This is a genomic window from Echinicola arenosa, from assembly GCF_014841125.1.
Taxonomy (GTDB): domain Bacteria; phylum Bacteroidota; class Bacteroidia; order Cytophagales; family Cyclobacteriaceae; genus Echinicola; species Echinicola arenosa.
In genome coordinates, this window is the sequence record NZ_JACYTQ010000002.1 from 105,401 (window position 1) to 124,607 (window position 19,207).

The following is a 19,207-nucleotide window of genomic DNA, read 5'->3' on the forward strand; positions in this document are numbered from 1 at the left end:
TCATTTTATTACTTTGGACTATATTTCAACATCCATCAAATGCGGTTCACCCCACCCTTTTTTCACGGTTAGGTTATTTATCCTTCTGATAAACACGCACATAGTCCACTTGATAGGTCCTCGGAAAACGGGTGTTCGTCGGATCTCCACCATTGCCTCCAATGGCCAAATTGAGCAAAATATAATGGGGCTGATGAAAAGGATTAAAGCCATCAGGGTTGATAGTAGTCTTCAGGTCCACCTCGTTTAGCAGCTCATCATCAAGGTATAGTTTGATATAATCTTCGGTCCAGTCCATTTTCCATATGTGAAACTTACTGGGCCAGTCCGGGTCTTTTTCCAGGAATTTGCTGAAAAGGATTTTCTCTTCATCCCATTGAGAGGCGTACTGACCTCCCGCTTTTTTCCAGGCGGCATTGGCCAATATGGTGGCTTTCCCATCTACCCGATAATATTCCATGATATCCACTTCTCCATTAGCCGGCCATCCTTTTGAGACACCCAATGTCCAAATGGCAGGCCACATGCCCAAGGCTGTATCGATTTTGGCTCTGACTTCAATCAGACCATATTTGAATTCTTTTTTCCCTCTTGTATTGATACTGGAAGAACTGTAGTGTGCATACGCTTGATTCCTTCGCCAATCTTGGCTCTTGGCATCATAACGTGCATTCTTTACTTCTTCTCTTTTGCCTTCAATCACCAATAAGCCATTGCTCACTTGGGCATTTTCGGCTTGATAATATTGTAATTCGTGATTTCTTACCAAACCGGTTTCATAGGACCAAAAGGCCTCATTCGGCTTACCCTCGTAGTCAAATTCATCCTGCCAAACCAATTCATATCCCACTTTTTGGGAAGCATGGTGGGGATTTTCTTTGCTCTTGCTTTTTACACTGGAGCAAGACCATGACATGAAAGCAGATAGCAAAAGGAATAATAAATGTATTGCTTGGGTTCTCATGCCGTTTACTCCTCTACGGATAAGTCCTTAATTTTTATCTCTTTGAACATTACTCCTTGTCCTTCAGATTGAAGCCCTATGTATCCTTCTTTTAAAAGCTGTCCATCGACCTTCAAATCTGGATTAAATCCATGAGCTACACCACCTCCAATTTGTGGGCGTGTGTATTGCAAAACAGTATCTCCATTGACCAAATGAATTACCAAAGAGTCACCATAAACAATGAGGTCCGCTTTAACCCATTCATCCCATTTGTAAGTTTCAGAAGTTGAATTGATACAATGTCTTGGATCCATTTCTCCTTCAAAATAGACTTCAGTCCCCGGCGAACACATATTTCCTGTAGGTCTCGGTACTCCTTCTTCTGCTTCTGCCAGCATTTGCCATTCCACAGAAATCGGCCAATCCTGTTCTTTCAACTGACTTTCTGGAGATTGGGAATGGAACATCACACCACTATTTCTATAAGTATAACTTGGGGCATCTTCGAGCCATTCATCTGTAAATCGGTATTCCCATTTTAAATGAAAGGAAGAAAAAGGTTTTTTATAAAATAAATGGCCATAGCGTTCATCAAAGCCTTCATCATAACCATCGTACTTTACCAAGATTGCTCCGTCTTTAACGCGGAAAGTTTCTCGATAATTTTCTCCTGATTCGTGGTGATGAATTTTTGGAATCCACCCGTCCAAGTCTTTACCATTAAAAAGCGTTTTCCATTCTTCTTTGGACGCTTCTAAATCTTTTTCTTGTGAGGAGGTGCAAGCTGCGCCCGCAAGGAAACTTACCACGGCAAGTCCTAAAATCTTCATGTTCATTTGCTGCTTTACATTTAGTAAATCACTAAAATAGCTTAAGACTTCCTTATAGAAAAATTGGCCGCCCAAAGATAAAGCATATATTCTCTTTGGACAGCCAATCATTAACCTTATCAATAACCTGTATTCTGACCTAGATCAGCATCTTTATTCAAATCAATTTCAGTTTGTGGAATTGGCATCAACATATTATAGTCCTCCAAGCCATTTGTAGTTTCAATAGCGCCACCTGCTAAAGGTGTGGTTCCTGTTAATCTGGTCGCCCTTTCGACTAATGTACCTGTTCTGACAAGGGTTTTTCTTCTGTTTTCTTCCGCCAACAACTCACGCACCCTTTCGTCCAAGATAAAATCCAAATCAATATCAGCACTACTCACCAAGCTGGCATTTGCACGGTCTCTCAAAACATTGATATCTGCTGCTGCACCATCCAAATTTCCTTGTTTAAACCTTGCTTCAGCTCTCAAAAGATAAGTCTCTCCTAACCTCATGAGGATAAAATCTTTCCACATACCATAACCGAAATTATCTCTTTCATCATATTGACCCCACTTGAGGGTATATGGAACATACTTGTAAACGGTATCCGCGGCGAATATTTTCACAGATGAACCGTCGCTCAAAACAAATTCGGAATCGACACCGTAAGGTACTTCTTGCCCTCTGATGGCATCATATTTTGCCTCAGGATTATTGAAGTATAGGGTTCTTTTCAAATTGTACTTCGAATTTCTCATGTCCATTTCTTCGTACAAGTCATACACTACCCAATTGTTCAGCCTGATTCTGGCAATTCCTCTTCCACCAGTAGTGTCAGATGGATGCATTCCAGGAAGGTCATGATAAGAAGCTACCCATATCCTCCTTTGTTGAGGGGATCCAGAACTTCCGCCAGTCACATCTGCTGGATTTTCAGCTTCCAATACCCATATGCCTTCTGTATTACCCTGACTTCTTCTTTGGTTTCCAAAAAGGAACATATCCGAAAAGGCATCTCCGGGATCATTGGCTCGAACCCCGTACCTGTCTTGTACCAGGCTCAATCTACCGCCATTGATAATTTCTGTGCATTGTGCTTCCGCTTTGGCATCTTCTCCCATTCTTAGGTATACTTCTGCCAAAAGCTGTCTGGCCATTTCCTTATTAGCTCGGCCGCCTTCGGGTGCATCACCAATATTTGGCAAAAACTCCACTGCTTCAAGCAAATCTTCCTCGATGACATTGTCCACCTCGGCGACTGCTGTTCGCACAAAATCTGTTTTGGGGGCAGATAAAGGCTCCGTCAACAGTGGAACATCACCAAAATGGGTCACCAAATTGTGATAAGCTAAAGCTCTGAAGAACTTCCCTTCAGCTCTAAAAATAGCCATTTCATCTGCTGTAACACCAGCGACAGACTCTCCTGAAGTACTCTGGATCAGGATGTTGGCATTATTGATCAGCCTATAATATGCCCCCCATATTTTTCGGGCAGCATTATCTGTCGAGTTAAGGACGTCATAGTCAAAGTGAGGCCTTGCATCACCATTGGACCGACCTGCTGGCGCCCAGGCAATATCAGTACCTAATTGCCATACTCCACGGATGGTTTGGTCATCGGTAGTGGTAAACATCGTGCCATATTGATAGTGCAAACCGATCACGGCAGCTTTAAAGCCGAGTGCGTCTTTTAACACTTCTGGCGCATAACTGTCCAGCACTTCTTCATCCAGAAAATCTTCACCGCATCCGGACAAAACGCCCATTAAACACAGGCCACTGAAGAATAGTTTTATATGTTTTTTCATTGGAATTTTCATAATTCAATGGGTTATTAAAGGGTTAAATTTAGACCAAAGGAGAATGTTCTGATCAATGGGTAGTTATTTTCCCAACCATTAGATCCTCGGGATACCTGGTTGTTTTCAGGATCCCAGCCAAACCAATTTGTAAAGGTATGTAGGTTTCTTCCCGCCGCATAAAGGGTCAAACTACCAATGTTATACCGATCCAAAAAGGTTTGCGGTACCATATAGCTCAATCTCACGTCTTTGATCCTTACATAGCTGTAGTCTTCGGCAAACTGGAAACCTCTGTAGCGATTGTATGCTGACAAGGAAGGCCAGTAGTCACTAGGGTTATCCGGAGTCCAATATTGGTAATCTGCCGGAAGGTTTCTTCTCCATGCCTCATCCGCATAGGTAAGGTCTCTGTTGCTTTTGAGTCCACCCTGAGAAGTTTGGATGAAAACACTTAAGTTCCAGTTTTTGTATCGGAAGGTATTGGTAAGGCCTCCGATCCACTTTGGATCTCTTTGTCCTACAATCACACGGTCTTCTGCAGTGATCTGCCCATCACCATTCTGATCCTTAAATTTAAGGTCTCCAGGTTGTGCCACAGGATCTACTGAAGAAGCATCTTCTCCTTCTTGCCATATGCCGGTTTTCTCATAATCGAAGATCACCCGCAAAGGCTGACCAATAAACCATTGGTTCCCAATATCATCTTTACCATCTCCATAAAGATCAACGATCTCGTTTTTATAGGTGGAGAAGTTCAGGGATGTTTCCCAAGAAAAGTCCGAATTTTCAATATTCACGGTATTAAGGGTCAGCTCAAAACCTTTGTTTTGCATTTCACCAAGATTGGCCCACACATTATTATACCCTGTAATCGTTGGGAGATTTCTTCTTAGTAGAATATCCTCTGTATTGGTTTTATATACTTCCACCGTACCACGGATTCTGTTTTGAAGAAAACCAAAGTCCAAGGCCAAGTTAGCAGAAGTGGTCGTTTCCCAAGTAAGATTGGCGTTACCAAGTGAGTTATACAATACGCCTACTTGAGCGGCTCCTCCAAATGGCTGCAATACCGTATTGGCAGTAGAAACAGTTTGGTTAGGATCGATGGCCTGATTACCAGACTGACCATAAGAGAACCTCAGCTTCAACTCACCCAATCCTGAATGATTTTGCATAAAATCTTCATTGTGGATATTCCATCCCAAAGCCATAGACGGGAAAAGACCATACTTACTGGTATTGGCTCCAAAAGCAGAATAACCATCTCTCCTAGCGGTAACAGTCACCAAATACTTACTGTCATACGAATAATTCAACCTTCCCATTTGAGAAAGCAAAGTATAGTTGTTGGCATCAGACCAGGTTGCCTGTGTGGTACCTGCTTCCATGCCGTTGTACGAAAGGGCATCATTGATAAAGCCTCTGGACTGACCTGCAGACCTGAAGTATTCCACGCTTTGCGCACTGTACAATGCCGTAACATCAAAATGGTGCTTTTCAATGTCTCTGGCATAAGTCAGGATATTCTCTACCACCCAGTTGGCACGCTCTGTATTGGAAACATCAGCTGTCCCATTTTGATCATTAAACTGTCTTCCGGTATACCCTGCAAAACGATCAAAATTATATACGTAAGTGGCATTGAATCGATAGGTAAGCCCTTCTACAAATCCCGGTGTAATATCAGCATATCCTGAACCAGAAAGGGTTCTCCTTCTATCCAAACGGTCTGTAGTCAGCCCTAAAAGCGGGTTTTTGAATAATTGCTCAGGATTCATTGGGAAAATAACATATTCTCCATTTTCATCATAAGGAACCGAATATGGGCTCATAGCAGTTGCTTCCAACCAATTGACCCTACCACCATCGTAATTGTTGTCCGTAAAAAAGGAAGAAGTACCCACTTTCAGCCAATCTGTGATTTCTGCATCAATATTGGTTCTGAAATTTGTTCGCGCATATTGATATCCTTTGACCACCCCTTTTTGCTTGAGGTGACTTCCTGATACATAGTATTGAATTTTTTGGGTACCACCAGAAATGCTCAAGTTGTGCTCAGAAATTCGACCAGGCTGTGTGGCCTCATCCAACCAATCGGTTGTAATACCTGCTTCGTAATTCTCCACTTCAGAGGCATTGGGAAGTACATTGGTTTGAGGCTGATTATTAGCGGTTAGATAATCTGCATATTTCTGCACATAAGCATCTGGGCTCATGGGGTCAAGTACGTGGGACATTCCTTCAAACCCCACATAACCACTATAATTGATCTTTGGTGTTCCATCTGTTTGGTTTCCCCTTTTGGTAGTCACCAAGATTACCCCATTGGCACCCCGCGTACCATAAATAGCTACGGCCGAAGCGTCCTTTAAGATCTCTATGGATTCAATATCACTCGCATTCAAATCATTGATTGAACCAAAAAATGGTGATCCATCAACCACCAAAAATGGACTGGTATTGGCGTTAATGGAGTTAACGCCCCGAATCTGAAGACCTCCAGTACTACCGGGTACAGACGAACCCTGACTGACTGTCAAACCTGCCGTGGTACCCTGAATCGCCTGGGTGAGGTTAGTTACAGGTAAATTGCTTAACCGGTCTTTAGGAACCGAAGCGACCGAACCTGTGATATCTGACCTTTTTTGAGTTCCATATCCTACAACGACCACTTCGTCTAGTTGGCCAACATCCTCGCTTAAGCCTATCGAAAGTTCAGATGCATTACCCACCGTTACTACTTTGCTCTCATAACCAATAAATGAAATGTTGAGCACTGCATTTTCCGTCGTTAGTGATAAGGTGAATTTTCCATCTAAGTCTGTTGCAGTACCATTAGAGGTGCCCTGCTCTAAAATCGTCGCCCCTGGGATGGGCTCTTGTGTAGATTCGTCAATGACGACTCCGGTAATTGTCCTGTTCTCTGTTTGCGCTAGCAATGAGGAGCAGAAAAGGCAGGATATGATCAAAATCCCCACCATTTTTAATACATAGTGCTTCATAATTTTAAAGGTTATATTGTTAATTTTTCTTGGGTAAATCATCAGTACTTTTAAAATGCCCGTCTTCGAATTCTTTTTTAAAAAAACCTCGAAGGACTTTTTCTTTCCTTCAAATTCACAATTGAAATATGGCTATTTAAAACAATTAATGTAAGTTTAACACTTATTTAACGGTAATCTTAACGGTTAAACAAATGCCTTTAGAAGCCCTACAGGCTTATTATGAAGATTAATGCCCGCAAAAATGAAACAAGCTAAATTGGACAATAAGGAAAAGCTCGAAATAATTGAAAATATTATAAAAAGTAAGACTTTCAATAGAGCTCCTTCTAGCTGCGTACTACTGAAGTTTCTTGCAGAAGCAACCCTTGCAGGAAGAGATTTAAAAGAGACCACGATTGGCATGGAGCTCTATGGGAAGTCCTATGAAGATGAAAAGAGTGCCGCACATATCCGTGTTAATGTTTATCATCTGCGAAAAAAACTGGACAAATATTATCAGGAAGAAGGGGCTGATGATGCCTGGAAAGTGCAAATAAAAAAAGGGCAATACCAAGTCAACTACTTTAAAAACCAAGTGGGTAAAACAGCCTCAAGCCTAGCCATACTGGGTATAGGAGTTGCCGCTTTTGTGCTACTACTTGCCGTGGCCTTTTGGCTGCTCAGCAGAAAAGAAAATATCCCGCTTTGGCAAGTCTATTTTGACAATGGGAAAGAAACCAAGCTATTTATTGGTGATTTTTTTGGTATAATGGGAGAAACCGCCACTGGTGCAATTGGATGGAACAGGGATTACAATATCAATAACTTAGAAGACTATTATCGCTACCTGGAAGACAACCCTGAGAAAAAAGGCATGATCAATCCAGCCAACTATCCCTATGTTACGGGCATGGCCGCTACTGGCACCATGAACATCTCTCGACTTTTTCATCGAAAAGACAATGATTTCAATATTTTATTTAGCTCTCAGACATCCATCAAGGACATCACCGAATCAAACTCTATTTACATCGGCCCTATTAAAAACGGAAATCCATTTATTGACTTTTTTAATGATGCCAACCCCCATATCTCCATCAACCGTGGAATGCTTGACTTTAGGGACCCTGACCGAAGCATCGACACCCTGATCAACTTAAGTGTGGACGATGGACAAGTTTACGAACATGCGGTGGTTTCAAGATATAATGGTCCAAATGACACCGAACAATTTGTTTTCTTCTCTGATCACGATATTGGTGTAAAAGCCACTACTGAGAAATTCACAGACACCGAATGGCTCAATAACCAATTCAAAAATTTGATCAAAGACTCGGAGCATTTCACCGCCATCTTCTTGGTCAAAGGTAAAGAAAGGACCAGCATGGAGCTGGAATTACTGCTTTGGGATGTTTTGGAGGAAGAATAGTTCTTCCTCATTAGGGAACATAAGGCTGTACTATTACCAACTGATCTCCCGACAAATCCACTTCAAATAAGTGGGGAATTCGAATATACCTTCCATTCTCGTCCCGATGGCTATGTGCTGCCATCAACCATTTTCCATCAAAAGTTTGAAAAAGCATCCCATGACCAAAATTAGGAGGAGTGATCGGTTTTTCTTCTTGGATCCAAGGACCATCTAGTGTTCCACTTTTGGAATAGGCCACTCCTTGAGTATATTCATCAAAAACCCAACTCGTCCAGATCATACCCAGACGTTCGGTTTCAGTACTGAAAAGATAAGGACCATCGGTCACTACATTGGGTACTACTTTTCCATCTTTACGTCCCCTACTCCACGGTGAATCACTAGCCAAAAACAAAAGCTTACTTTCTCCCACTGTTCCACTCAAATCATCCTTCAAAAGGATCTTTTCCATGGTCCCATCTCCAGTTTGCAGCCACTCATGACAAAAAACCATATACGGTTTCCCATCCTTATCCACCCAAAAAGTACCATCCAAAGTGGCCCAGTTTTCTGGCAAATAGTCCTCATTCCCAATAGGCTTATATGGTCCATCCGCTTGATCACTAACCAGCACATGGCTCGCCCGGCGAGGAACTTTGGTTTCAGCCACCGTATCAATGATGATATCATTATTGGTAAAAGTGGCAAAATTATAGTATTTCCCTTGATAATGATGGAGTTCCGCTGCCCAAATGGCAGGGCGCTCTCCCATCCATGAATCGGGATCTGTCTCTACCACCCGGTACGGGCCCGACCAGTTTTTCAAATCTTTGCTTTTCCACAACCAGCCCCCTGTCCCGGTCATATAATACATTTCCGTTTTTTGATCGGCCAGTATACATGGATCGCTGAGTCTAATGGAATCCAAAGGAATATTGTCCCTAACCCTTCTTTGTCCCTGTACCTGAGATGGCAAAACATTAAGTGCCAAACAGAACAAAAACAGCAAACATTTATAATTACTCATCGTGATTGTTTTATGGTTATTTACATTCGTGATTTACTTATTTTAATGGAGGAACACTTTCTGAAGTCATGACCACTCGCTTGATAGTGCCATCTGGATTATACACCAACTTATCGATACAAACTGATCTACTGTAACTATTCCCCTCTCGCTGCATTCCACCATTATGGTAAAGGAAATACCAATTGCCTTTAAATTCCACAATGGATTGATGATTGGTATTACTATTCCCAGCAATTTCATTCAAAATCCCTTTGTATTCATAAGGCCCCTCTATTTGATCCGCCATAGCATAGGCGATTTTTTCCGGGAAGCCGGAAGCATAAGTTAGGTAATATTTCCCGTCCTTTTGATGGATCCAAGGAGCTTCCTCAAAGACAAAACCTTCAAATTTGACCTGTTTGATTTCTCCATCAATCTCAATCATATTATCCTTGAGCTTGGCATAATAACATTCGCCGTTGCCCCAAAATATCCAAGACTGACCATCGTCATCGGTAAAAATTGCAGGATCAATACAGGCCCAAGAGTGATCTGAGGCAAAACAGTCCTCATTGGTCAAGAGAGGTTTGCCCAGCGCATCTTTGAAGGGCCCCTCAGGGTGATCACTAACTGCCACACCTATGCCCGTCCAGTTGGTACTGATATACCAATAATATTTACCATTTTTCTTGGCCACATGACCTGCAAAGGCATCTCCACTTTTCGCCCAACTGAAATCAGTAATTTTCAATGGAACGGGGTGCTCCGTCCAATTTTGCATATCTGTGGTGGAAAAAACGCACCAATCCTTCATTTTATAGCCTTTCTGCCTACCTTCAAAATCGTGTCCTGTATACATCCACAAGGTACCATCCTCAACAATGGCCGCTGGATCAGCAGTAAATTTATGGGTAATAACGGGATTGCCTTTGGCCTTGAAACGGTATAGCGAATCTTGGCTATGTGCCTGTAACATACTTCCAAAGAGAAGCAAAAAGAACCAGATGGAAAATCGGTTAACAATAGAAAGTTTCATGTGTTTGGTTTTACAATAGCTATTTCTAAAATCTAATAAATTTCATTTTGCTCGTCATTTGACCTACCCTCGCACCTCTTTGATATTATGTGCTTTGACAGAGATTTGATTGTTCATAGCAGGCTTTAATTTATGTACATCATCGCACTTGTTCCTCATTTAAGCTCCAAAATTAAGTCCTTAGACAAGCTCAGCGTCGAATTTAATGGCGTTTTCGCTATCGAAATCATTTCATACTACTTGCGACCTAATACGCTTTACTCTAGTAATGATCTAGGAACTCCTCCCCACTTTTCTTGCAGATTCCTAGCCTCGGCCTTAGTGATACTGATCACACTCCCATGCCTTGGGTTAAAGTCTTTGGTGAATGTTCCAGTAGTATCTGAAAAATTCACCAAATCGTTACTGATTTGATATTCATACCGCTGACTGGTGTAGAGGTCATACATCAAGAAATATTCCTCCTTGCCATTAAGTTTAAATACGGAAGAACCCTCCACCAAAGTGGGTTCGCCAGCATAGGCATCCAAGTATTTGAAATCCTCTTTCCATGGTCCTTGCAAAGATGTGCTGGTGGCTTGCTGAATTCCATTTTCAAACTCATAGCCCGTTTCATCTTTTGTATTGCCCTTAAAAAACAAGTGATATATTCCATCTTTCTCCACAATATCACCATCTATGGCACCGTATTTTGCACTGAACATCAATTCAGGGGGTGATTCAAAGCCAGTAAAATCTTCATTGGCATAAGCACTGTAAAAATCCAGTTTGTCATTGGTATAAAATCGAACAGTAAAATAAATCAGGTACTTTTTCACCTCAGGATCGTAAATGGTCTGAGGAGCCCAAACCCACTTAATCTCTTTAAACCGCTCCGGATAAGTCTTCTCCAAATCTATCCATGAAGGTGTCCAGTCCAGTAAATTATCCGATTTCATCAAAACAATTCCAGGATTGCTGTCCCAACCATTTTTCTTGGTAAACATATCAGTCGCTACCATGTAAAAATACTGGTCATTTGTTCCCCTTAAAATATGGGGATCGCGGATTCCGCCGGTCTGGGAAATCTTATCAGAAGCGATGATAGGCTCATTGTTATTAAGTGCTTTCCAGTGAACCGCATCATCACTAACAGCAAACCGCAATTGCTCTTGCTTTTCAGCTTCACCTGATCCTTCAAAATAAGCAAAAAGATAGCCATCGTATTGCTCCTTAGGGTCTGAACATGAAAACAAGAAACAAAGCCAAAACACCATAAAGCCAATGCGACTCTTTTTTGAATACGTACTTTTCATTTTATGGTCATTTTTAGTCAAAGTTCATTTCCAATCCCCAGTGATCAGCAAGTTTTTTTGCTTCCTCTCCAGTCAAATGGATAACCGCACCATGCTTGGGTGAAGAGAAATTAGTAGCCTTCATCACACCTTCATTGAAATGCCCAAGATCTTCAAAATGCTTAAAATCGCTTGTTTCACGAAAGCCAAAATTATGGGGCTGAATGCCATATATATCATACATCAAAACCCACTTTTTCTCACCAATTCTTTTCCAAACATTGGGAGCCTCACTGGCTTTCGGTTCTGAATCATACCAAATAGAATCATACTCATAGCCTTCATGAACTTGATCAGAAACAGCTTGTTTGATTCCCGGAATCCCATCATGCGGAGTATAAAACATGTGATACAGATCGCCTACCTTTGTGATGTCCGCATCGATATAACTTACTTCCTTTGGATACTGAAAAATCAGCCTTGGTTCGGTGATTAATTGATCAAAATCATCATTAACAAAACTGTAGTACATCTTATTAAGACCGTTTTTCCAGCGCATGGTATAGTACAGCATCAATTTCCCCTCTTCTTCATCATAGGTGGTTTCTGGGGCCCAGGCACACCCTATTGAGTCATACCCTTCAAACGCATCCGATATAATCACATTGGCTTTTGACCAGTGAATCAGGTCACTGGATTTCATCAATACAAACCCTCTATTATTGCCCCAGCCAAACTCTTCGCCCGGACGCTGCCATTCGCTATCCCGTAGTCCATCTCTTTGCGCAAAAATATGTAGATCTGTCATGGCCAGATAAAAATCACCATCAGGGCCGCGATAAATATGTGGATCACGAATACCTTTTTGTTCTGCTATGGTGTCACCAGCAATAACAGCCTTTCCATTGTTGATATCCGTAAAGGAATAGCCGTCTGCACTCAAAGCCATATGAAGGCTGTGATCATCATCTTTAAAATAGACCATTAAATAGCTGCTGAGTGCTTGATCCCTTGAGATACCAGGCTTTGGTTGAGAAGATGCTTGTTGATTCCCTTCTTTAGAATTCTGGGATTGACATTGAAAAAATAACAAGAAGAATATGGATAGCCATAGCGACAATCTTTTCATTATAGTTGTATTAAGGGTTTACAGTTTTAATTAATCTGATTATCCGCTAAGATGCCCGTAACCATACATCCTTTGCTGAGTGGTCGGAAGCCTGTCTAACTGCCACGTAGAACTGAAGTCTGAAGACCGAAGCAGTTGATACTTTATTCAAAAGGGTAGTTTCTACGCGCTTTTAATCTTTACTGGTAGAATTACGGATATTCATATTAATTAATTGTCAATTTAACACTTTATTGCAAAATTTCGACCAACCATCGATTAATTTATTCTAAAACTCCTTTTAAAACACCCTGCTGTACTGTACTGTTCTTTGCTTTATGACAGGGAAGGCACTATTTTGGTTACTTATTCATTAATTTATTTCCATATGAAAAAAATGAGTCTATTGTTTACCTTATACCTTATCAGTTTGTTACCGTCCTTCGCACAATTAGATGAGGTTTATCTATTTTCCTTTTTTATGGGCAATGGAGAAGACGGCCTACACTTGGCCTTTAGTGAGGATGGACTTCACTGGAAAGCACTCAATGACAATAAAAGTATCCTTCAGCCTAGAGCAGGAGGGGACAAACTCATGCGGGATCCATGTATCATCCGAGGTGGAGACGGTAAATTTCACATGGTCTGGACGGTAAGCTGGAATGAAAAAGGCTTGGGCTATGCCTCTTCTGAAGATTTGGTGCATTGGTCTGAACAACAATTTATCCCTGTGATGGAACACGAAAATGGTGCTCGAAATACATGGGCGCCAGAAATCATTTACGATGACAAAAAAGACCAATACATGATCTTTTGGTCCACCACCATCACTGGTCGCTATCCTGAGACCCAGGACAGTTTGGAAAGTGCCTACAACCATCGGATGTATTACACCACTACCAAGAATTTCAAAGAGTTCAGCAAAACCAAACTATTCTATGAGCCAGGTTTTAATGTGATTGACGGCACCATCATCAAGCATAAAGATGAGTATGTGATGTTTGTAAAAGATGAAACCCGCACGCCCCCAGCCAAAAACATCAGGGTGACCAAAAGCGATAAACTGACGAAAGGATACCCGAAAGCAGGACCTCCCATCACTGGCAACTACTGGGCGGAGGGTCCTACTCCACTTATGGTAGGCGACCGCTGTATCGTCTATTTTGACAAGTACAGAGACCATAAAATGGGAGCCGTTTCAAGTACAGATTTTGAAAACTGGGAGGATATATCTGATCAAATACATTTTCCGAAAGGAACCCGACATGGAACGGCATTTAAGATCTCCAATGAAGAATTTGAGAATCTAAAATCTCTTTTAAAGAACTAAAACTTACCTAATAAAGCCTTCTATTAAAAACGGCTTAATTATACCCATCTAAAAAGTCACTTCTACCACTCATTTTCGCTTTTTGATTTAAAAAAGTTTCATTCCCTTTCACAACCAAGAGTCTCCAGACCTTAACACCTATATTTTTAGTAAAAAACCTTCTCTTTTAGTTCATGCGTAAGTTACGCAATCGATTCCGTAAGTTTTTCACACCATCCACTTGACACGTGTAATTATATTCCTGATTTTACGATTAAAGCAGAATCTAAATAACCAAAAACCAATACAAACAGCTTTTAATTCTGATATCTTATCATTAATTAAAACTATCAACCTTTCAGATTTTCGATTGCTTTTCTGCTTCATTAATAATATTTAACATTAAACCCTACAATTATGACAACAAAACTACTGAAGACTATCAGTCTCTGTATGTTCCTGTTATGCCTACATTGGGCAGCTTGGGCTCAATCAGCTAAAGTGACAGGAAAAATCACAGAAGAGAATGGAGACCCTATCCCAGGAGCCACCGTTCTCCTTAAAGGCGGCAATTCTGGTACCTCGGCAGATATCGATGGAAACTATGAAATCGAAGTTCCAAAAGAGGGCACATTGATCTTCTCCTTTATCGGATATGAAAGCCAAGAAATTTCTATTTCCAATCAATCTATCATCAACGTAACCTTAGTTTCTAACGTTTCCGATTTGGAAGAGGTGGTAGTCATAGGCTACGGTACGGCCACTAAAAGAGATATTACGGGAGCAGTATCATCTGTAGTGGCAGACAAATTGGAAAACGAAAACCCCAACTCGGTACAAGATATTCTCCGGGGTAACGTAGCAGGACTGAATGTAGGTCTCAGCACTACTGCCAAAGGGGGCGGAAGCTTACAAGTACGGGGAAGGACTTCCTTAAATGCCGGCACCAGCCCTCTTTTAGTATTGGACGGAGCCATTTATTACGGGGAACTAGCGGACATCAATCCAAATGACATCCAATCCATGGAAGTCCTAAAAGATGCCAGTTCAGCAGCAGTATATGGAGCCAAAGCCGCAAATGGTGTCATCATGATCACCACCAAAAAAGGAAAGAAAGGAAAACCCAGAATCAAAATAAACTCGAACGTCGGAGTGGCTTCAATCGCTGCTGAGGAAAAAGTATATGGTCCACAAGCTTTCCTTGACTGGAGAACCGATGTATTTGAAAGTGCCAATGCTGGTGGCTTTGATCCTTATGAATTTTCTAATCCATCCACCCTTCCTCCTGATATTTCTGTGGAGGAATGGATGGCATATGATGGCTCTACTGGTGATCCAGAGACCGTTTGGCTTCAGAGAATTGGGCTTCAACCTATTGAGATTGCCAATTATAAGGAAGGTAAATCCGTAGACTGGTACAACAAATTATTTCAAAAAGGGCTGCGACAGGATTATACTGTAAGCATGTCTGGCCAAGGGGATGACATCACCTATTACTGGTCATTAGGATACCTGAACAACGAAGGTGTCGTAATAGGCGATGAATTTGAAACGATCAGAAGCCGCTTGAACCTAGAAGCTACAATCACCAATTTTCTGACAGTAGGGATGAACACCCAATTTGCATATCAAGACCAAAGTAGTGCACCAGCTGGGACGGGCAGCTACAATGATAACGGAATACCTGACGGATTAGGTTACTACACGGATTTATCACCATGGGGGAGTGAATACAATGAAGATGGGTCATTAAGATTCCGTCCAAACGAAGAACAAAGTGGAGGACGCCACCCCCTTTATGCAAGAGAATATATTGACAGGTTGGACAAAAATTTCACCCTCAACTCCACTCTTTATGCCTCCATAGAGTTACCATTTGGGTTTAATTTCAGAACCAATTTCACTCCTCGTTTCACCTACTATGAAAGGTATAATCACCAATCATCCGAACATGAAGATTGGGGCAGAGAAGGAGGTCTGGCATCTAGAAGACAAATGAAAACCCATTACTGGCAGATCGATAATATCCTAACGTGGAAGAAAACTTTCAACGATATCCATGACTTCAACGCCACTTTCTTGGCCAATGCCGAAAAGTACCAAAGTTGGGACAATACCATGAACAATGAAGGTTTCCAGCCCCATGATCGTTTAGGCTATCATAAAATAGATTCAGGTATTTTGCCCACTATCTCCAGTAACGATGAATACTCTACTGGGGATGCGCTTATGGGAAGGCTCTTATATACTTATGATAATAAATACTCTACCACGCTTTCAGTGAGAAGAGATGGATACTCGGCTTTTGGCCAAAGTAACCCAAGAGCCACTTTCTATTCTGCTGCTGTAGCTTGGACTTTTTCTGATGAAAATTTCGTGAATCTTAACTGGTTAGATTATGGAAAGCTTAGATTATCATATGGTAGCAATGGAAATCGTGATATCGGTAGGTATGTGGCACTTTCTGACCTTAATACCGGCAAATACTTCTACCAGAACCAAAGTGGAGAACTATACTTGGTCAATCAACTCTATGTCAACCGAATGAGTAATCCTAACCTTAAATGGGAAAGGACCAATTCCATCAACTTAGGATTAGATTTCTCACTTTTCAATGGTGTAATTGACGGAACGCTGGAAATGTACAAAATGTACACCCAAGATCTTCTCGTGGAGCGAAGTCTTCCAGACATTGTAGGATTCAACTGGGTTTATTCCAATCTGGGTCAGGTGGATAACAAAGGCTTTGAGCTTTCTCTATCCAGTACCAATATACAAAGGGAAAATTTCTCATGGAGAACACACGCCAATTTTCAGCTAAACCGCAATGAAATAGTAAGTCTTTATGGTGACACAGATGAAGAAGGCAATGAACTTGATGATTATGAAAACGGCTGGTTTATTGGCCAAGCCATAGACCGAAACTGGAACTACAAAACCGATGGTATATGGCAATTGGGCGAAGAAGACCAAGCGGAGGAATATAACTTGCAGCCTGGTGACTATAGACTTATAGATGTTAATCAAGATGGCCAATTTACGGAAATCGACGATAAACAATTTCTGGGTTATTCTGAGCCACGATTCCGATGGAGTTTAAGAAATGAATTTAAGTATAAAAACTTCGACCTATCTTTCATGTTTTATTCTTACTGGGGACATGATGGATCATTTAACAACCTAAAAAATAGGGCTAGCTTTTTGGACAGAAGAAACTCCTATGTCACTCCTTATTGGACAGAAGAGAACCCAAACAATGAATGGGCTAGGTTAGCATCTGATGATGCGGGAGTACCCTTTGACGTGTACCGCAAAAGATCTTTTATCCGATTTGAAAACATCTCTTTTGCTTATACCATGCCAAAGGCTTTGGTTGAAAAAGCAAAAATCGAAAATGTAAGGTTCTACTTCAACGTGAGAAACATAGGCTACTATGCACCACAATGGGATTGGTTTGATCCAGAAAACAGTGGTGTAACACCACGCTATATGACGCTGGGTGTAGACCTGACGCTGTAATCCAACTCCTTTTCACTCAAATGAACTAACAATGAATATTCAAAAATATAAATCATTTTATAAATCTTTGGCTATAATGGCTACTGGCGCCTTGGTATTCACTGGTTGCAGTGAAGAATGGCTGGATCCTAAGCCACTTTCATTTTACGCTCCAGAAAACACCTTCAATGAAGCCAGCGGACTTTGGGGGGCTATGGTGGCCTGTGAAAGAAACCTCAGGCATGAACTTACTGGGGATGGAGCACCTATATTGACAGAACATATCTTTTCAGAGGTGGCGGTAGAAGGAACCACTGACAAATCAGGACCTGCACAGGATATGAACAAACTTATCACTCCTGATGCCAACCTTAACAGTGTTAATACCAACCGCATCGGGTGGTATTGGTATGAAGGATTTAAAGGCATCAAGTATGCCAATGTGGTCGTATCACGTATAGACGAACCCAAAGATTATGAATCTGAAGATGAGAGAAATCATATACTTGGCACAGCCTATTTCCATCGGGCCATGAGGTATTATCGACTTACGCACCAATTTGGTGATGTCCCTTTGATACTGGAAGAAATCAACAGCCCAAAGTTGGACTTCTATTCCACTGACAGAGATGTCATTTTACAGAAGCTCAAAGAAGACCTAGAGTTTGCGGAGCAATATGTTCCAGATTATATGGACAGGGGCAGGGTTCCCAAAGGCGCAGTACAGCATTTATTAATCAAAGTCAACCTTGCCCTTGGTGAGTTTGATGATGCCATTGCTGTGGCCAATAGGCTGATTGACGGAGGAACCTATGAACTCATGACAGAGAGATTTGGTGCGGTAGACAATTATCCAGATCGAAATGTAATTTGGGATCTTCATAGACCCGAGAACAAGTCCATTTCAGCCAATAAGGAGGCAATCTTAATGGTAATGGATAGAATTAATGTGGATGGAAATTCTGATGGAATGAGCTCTATGAGACAGGCCGTTCCATTTTGGGGGTCTAATATCAACACCCCTACAGGAAATAAAGGTACTTCTGATGGTGCTAATATTGCCATAGATCAGGTGTCTACTTATGGCAGAGGTATCGGTAGACTCCGAGGAACATGGTACCATCAAAGCATGATCTGGGATGATGAAAATGACCTGAGACACGCTCCTGGCAACTGGATGACTATGGAAGACCTGGTATACAACAATCCTAATATCAAAGATAGTGATCCTTACTACGGAAAGCCGCTGCAAATGAGAAATGACCAAGGTATTGTTCTTCTGAATGACACCATTAGAAGTTGGTTCGATTGGCCGCATTATAAAGTTTTTATCCCAGATCCGGAAAATCTGCAACCAAGAGGGGGAAATAGTGATTGGTATATTTTCAGATTGGCCGAATCCTACCTTTTACGTGCAGAAGCTTATTACTGGAAAGGAGACTTACAAAACGCCGCAGCCGATGTAAACGCGGTTAGAACCCGTGCTAAATGTGATCCTTATACAGCTTCAGACATCAACATTGGGACCATTTTGGATGAGAGAGCGCGAGAGTTATTTTATGAAGAACCCAGGAAAACGGAGCTGACAAGAATTTCCTACATCTTCGCCAAAACCGGAAAAGCGGCGTATAACGGAAAGTCTTACAGTGAAGACAACTTTGCTGATGATAACTTCTATTATGATCGCATGATGGAAAAAACAGATTATTACAACAAGGGCGTATTCACTATCCATGGTGACACTTATACACTAAGTCCCTACCACGTGCTATGGCCAATTCCTGCTGATGCCATTAATTCAAACACCAGAGGAAGAATCAATCAAAACGAAGGATATGCTGGTTTTGAAAATAATATACCTCCTCTAACCACTATCGAGGAAACAGAATAAATCATCAAATCATAAACTTGAAACCTCCATTGGCTTAATTTTATTCAGGCCGATGGAGTGTTTTCATTTTAATAGTGGATCAGGTTTAATGCCGCTCACATAAAACATCTTAGTTATATTGTAA

General features: G+C 41.4%; 12 protein-coding genes. 4 read left to right on the forward strand and 8 right to left on the reverse strand.

The features are described 5' to 3' along the window. Positions 1-73 precede the first annotated feature (73 nt). From IFO69_RS05370 to IFO69_RS05385, 4 genes are all read right to left on the reverse strand, one after another. Positions 74-964, reverse strand: coding sequence for a glycoside hydrolase family 16 protein (locus IFO69_RS05370; protein ID WP_225444012.1), 891 nt, complete (start codon positions 962-964; stop codon positions 74-76). Positions 965-969: 5 nt separating this feature from the next. Next, on the reverse strand, positions 970-1,776 hold the full coding sequence (locus tag IFO69_RS05375) for a 3-keto-disaccharide hydrolase (protein WP_394354459.1): 807 nt from the start codon (positions 1,774-1,776) through the stop codon (positions 970-972). 119 nt (positions 1,777-1,895) lie between these two features. Next, a complete protein-coding gene (locus IFO69_RS05380; protein ID WP_192009063.1) occupies positions 1,896-3,569 on the reverse strand; it encodes a RagB/SusD family nutrient uptake outer membrane protein in 1,674 nt (557 codons plus the stop codon). 26 nt (positions 3,570-3,595) lie between these two features. Beyond that, complete coding sequence (locus IFO69_RS05385) at positions 3,596-6,565, reverse strand: SusC/RagA family TonB-linked outer membrane protein (protein ID WP_192009064.1); 2,970 nt, start codon at positions 6,563-6,565, stop codon at positions 3,596-3,598. Between the two features lie 244 nt (positions 6,566-6,809). Here IFO69_RS05385 and IFO69_RS05390 point away from each other — a divergent pair, with 244 nt between their 5' ends. Beyond that, positions 6,810-7,976, forward strand: a complete 1,167-nt coding sequence (locus tag IFO69_RS05390; protein ID WP_225444013.1) for a helix-turn-helix domain-containing protein — start codon at positions 6,810-6,812, stop codon at positions 7,974-7,976. Positions 7,977-7,986: 10 nt separating this feature from the next. Here the strand turns inward: IFO69_RS05390 and IFO69_RS05395 are convergent, their stop codons facing one another. The 4 genes from IFO69_RS05395 to IFO69_RS05410 form a co-directional block, all read right to left on the reverse strand. Further along, positions 7,987-8,985, reverse strand: coding sequence for a glycoside hydrolase family 43 protein (locus IFO69_RS05395; RefSeq protein WP_192009065.1), 999 nt, complete (start codon positions 8,983-8,985; stop codon positions 7,987-7,989). Between the two features lie 37 nt (positions 8,986-9,022). Beyond that, on the reverse strand, positions 9,023-10,003 hold the full coding sequence (locus IFO69_RS05400) for a glycoside hydrolase family 43 protein (protein ID WP_192009066.1): 981 nt from the start codon (positions 10,001-10,003) through the stop codon (positions 9,023-9,025). Positions 10,004-10,260: 257 nt separating this feature from the next. Continuing rightward, entirely contained in the window at positions 10,261-11,298 is a 1,038-nt protein-coding gene (locus tag IFO69_RS05405) for a glycoside hydrolase family 43 protein (protein ID WP_192009067.1), read from the reverse strand. Between the two features lie 13 nt (positions 11,299-11,311). Beyond that, the gene (locus tag IFO69_RS05410; RefSeq protein ID WP_225444014.1) at positions 11,312-12,406 is read right to left on the reverse strand and encodes a glycoside hydrolase family 43 protein; all 1,095 of its coding nucleotides are present in this window, start codon (positions 12,404-12,406) and stop codon (positions 11,312-11,314) included. Between the two features lie 367 nt (positions 12,407-12,773). On the opposite strand from IFO69_RS05410, the gene IFO69_RS05415 reads away from it, so the two are divergent. The 3 genes from IFO69_RS05415 to IFO69_RS05425 all read left to right on the forward strand — a co-directional run bounded on the left by IFO69_RS05415 (position 12,774) and on the right by IFO69_RS05425 (position 19,083). Then, positions 12,774-13,715, forward strand: a complete 942-nt coding sequence (locus IFO69_RS05415; RefSeq protein WP_192009068.1) for a glycoside hydrolase family 43 protein — start codon at positions 12,774-12,776, stop codon at positions 13,713-13,715. 396 nt (positions 13,716-14,111) lie between these two features. After that, positions 14,112-17,213 carry a SusC/RagA family TonB-linked outer membrane protein gene (locus IFO69_RS05420; protein WP_225444015.1) on the forward strand — a complete coding sequence of 1,034 codons (3,102 nt, stop codon included), beginning with the start codon at positions 14,112-14,114 and terminating at the stop codon, positions 17,211-17,213. 31 nt (positions 17,214-17,244) lie between these two features. Further along, positions 17,245-19,083, forward strand: a complete 1,839-nt coding sequence (locus IFO69_RS05425) for a RagB/SusD family nutrient uptake outer membrane protein (protein ID WP_192009069.1) — start codon at positions 17,245-17,247, stop codon at positions 19,081-19,083. The last annotated feature ends 124 nt before the right edge of the window (positions 19,084-19,207 follow it).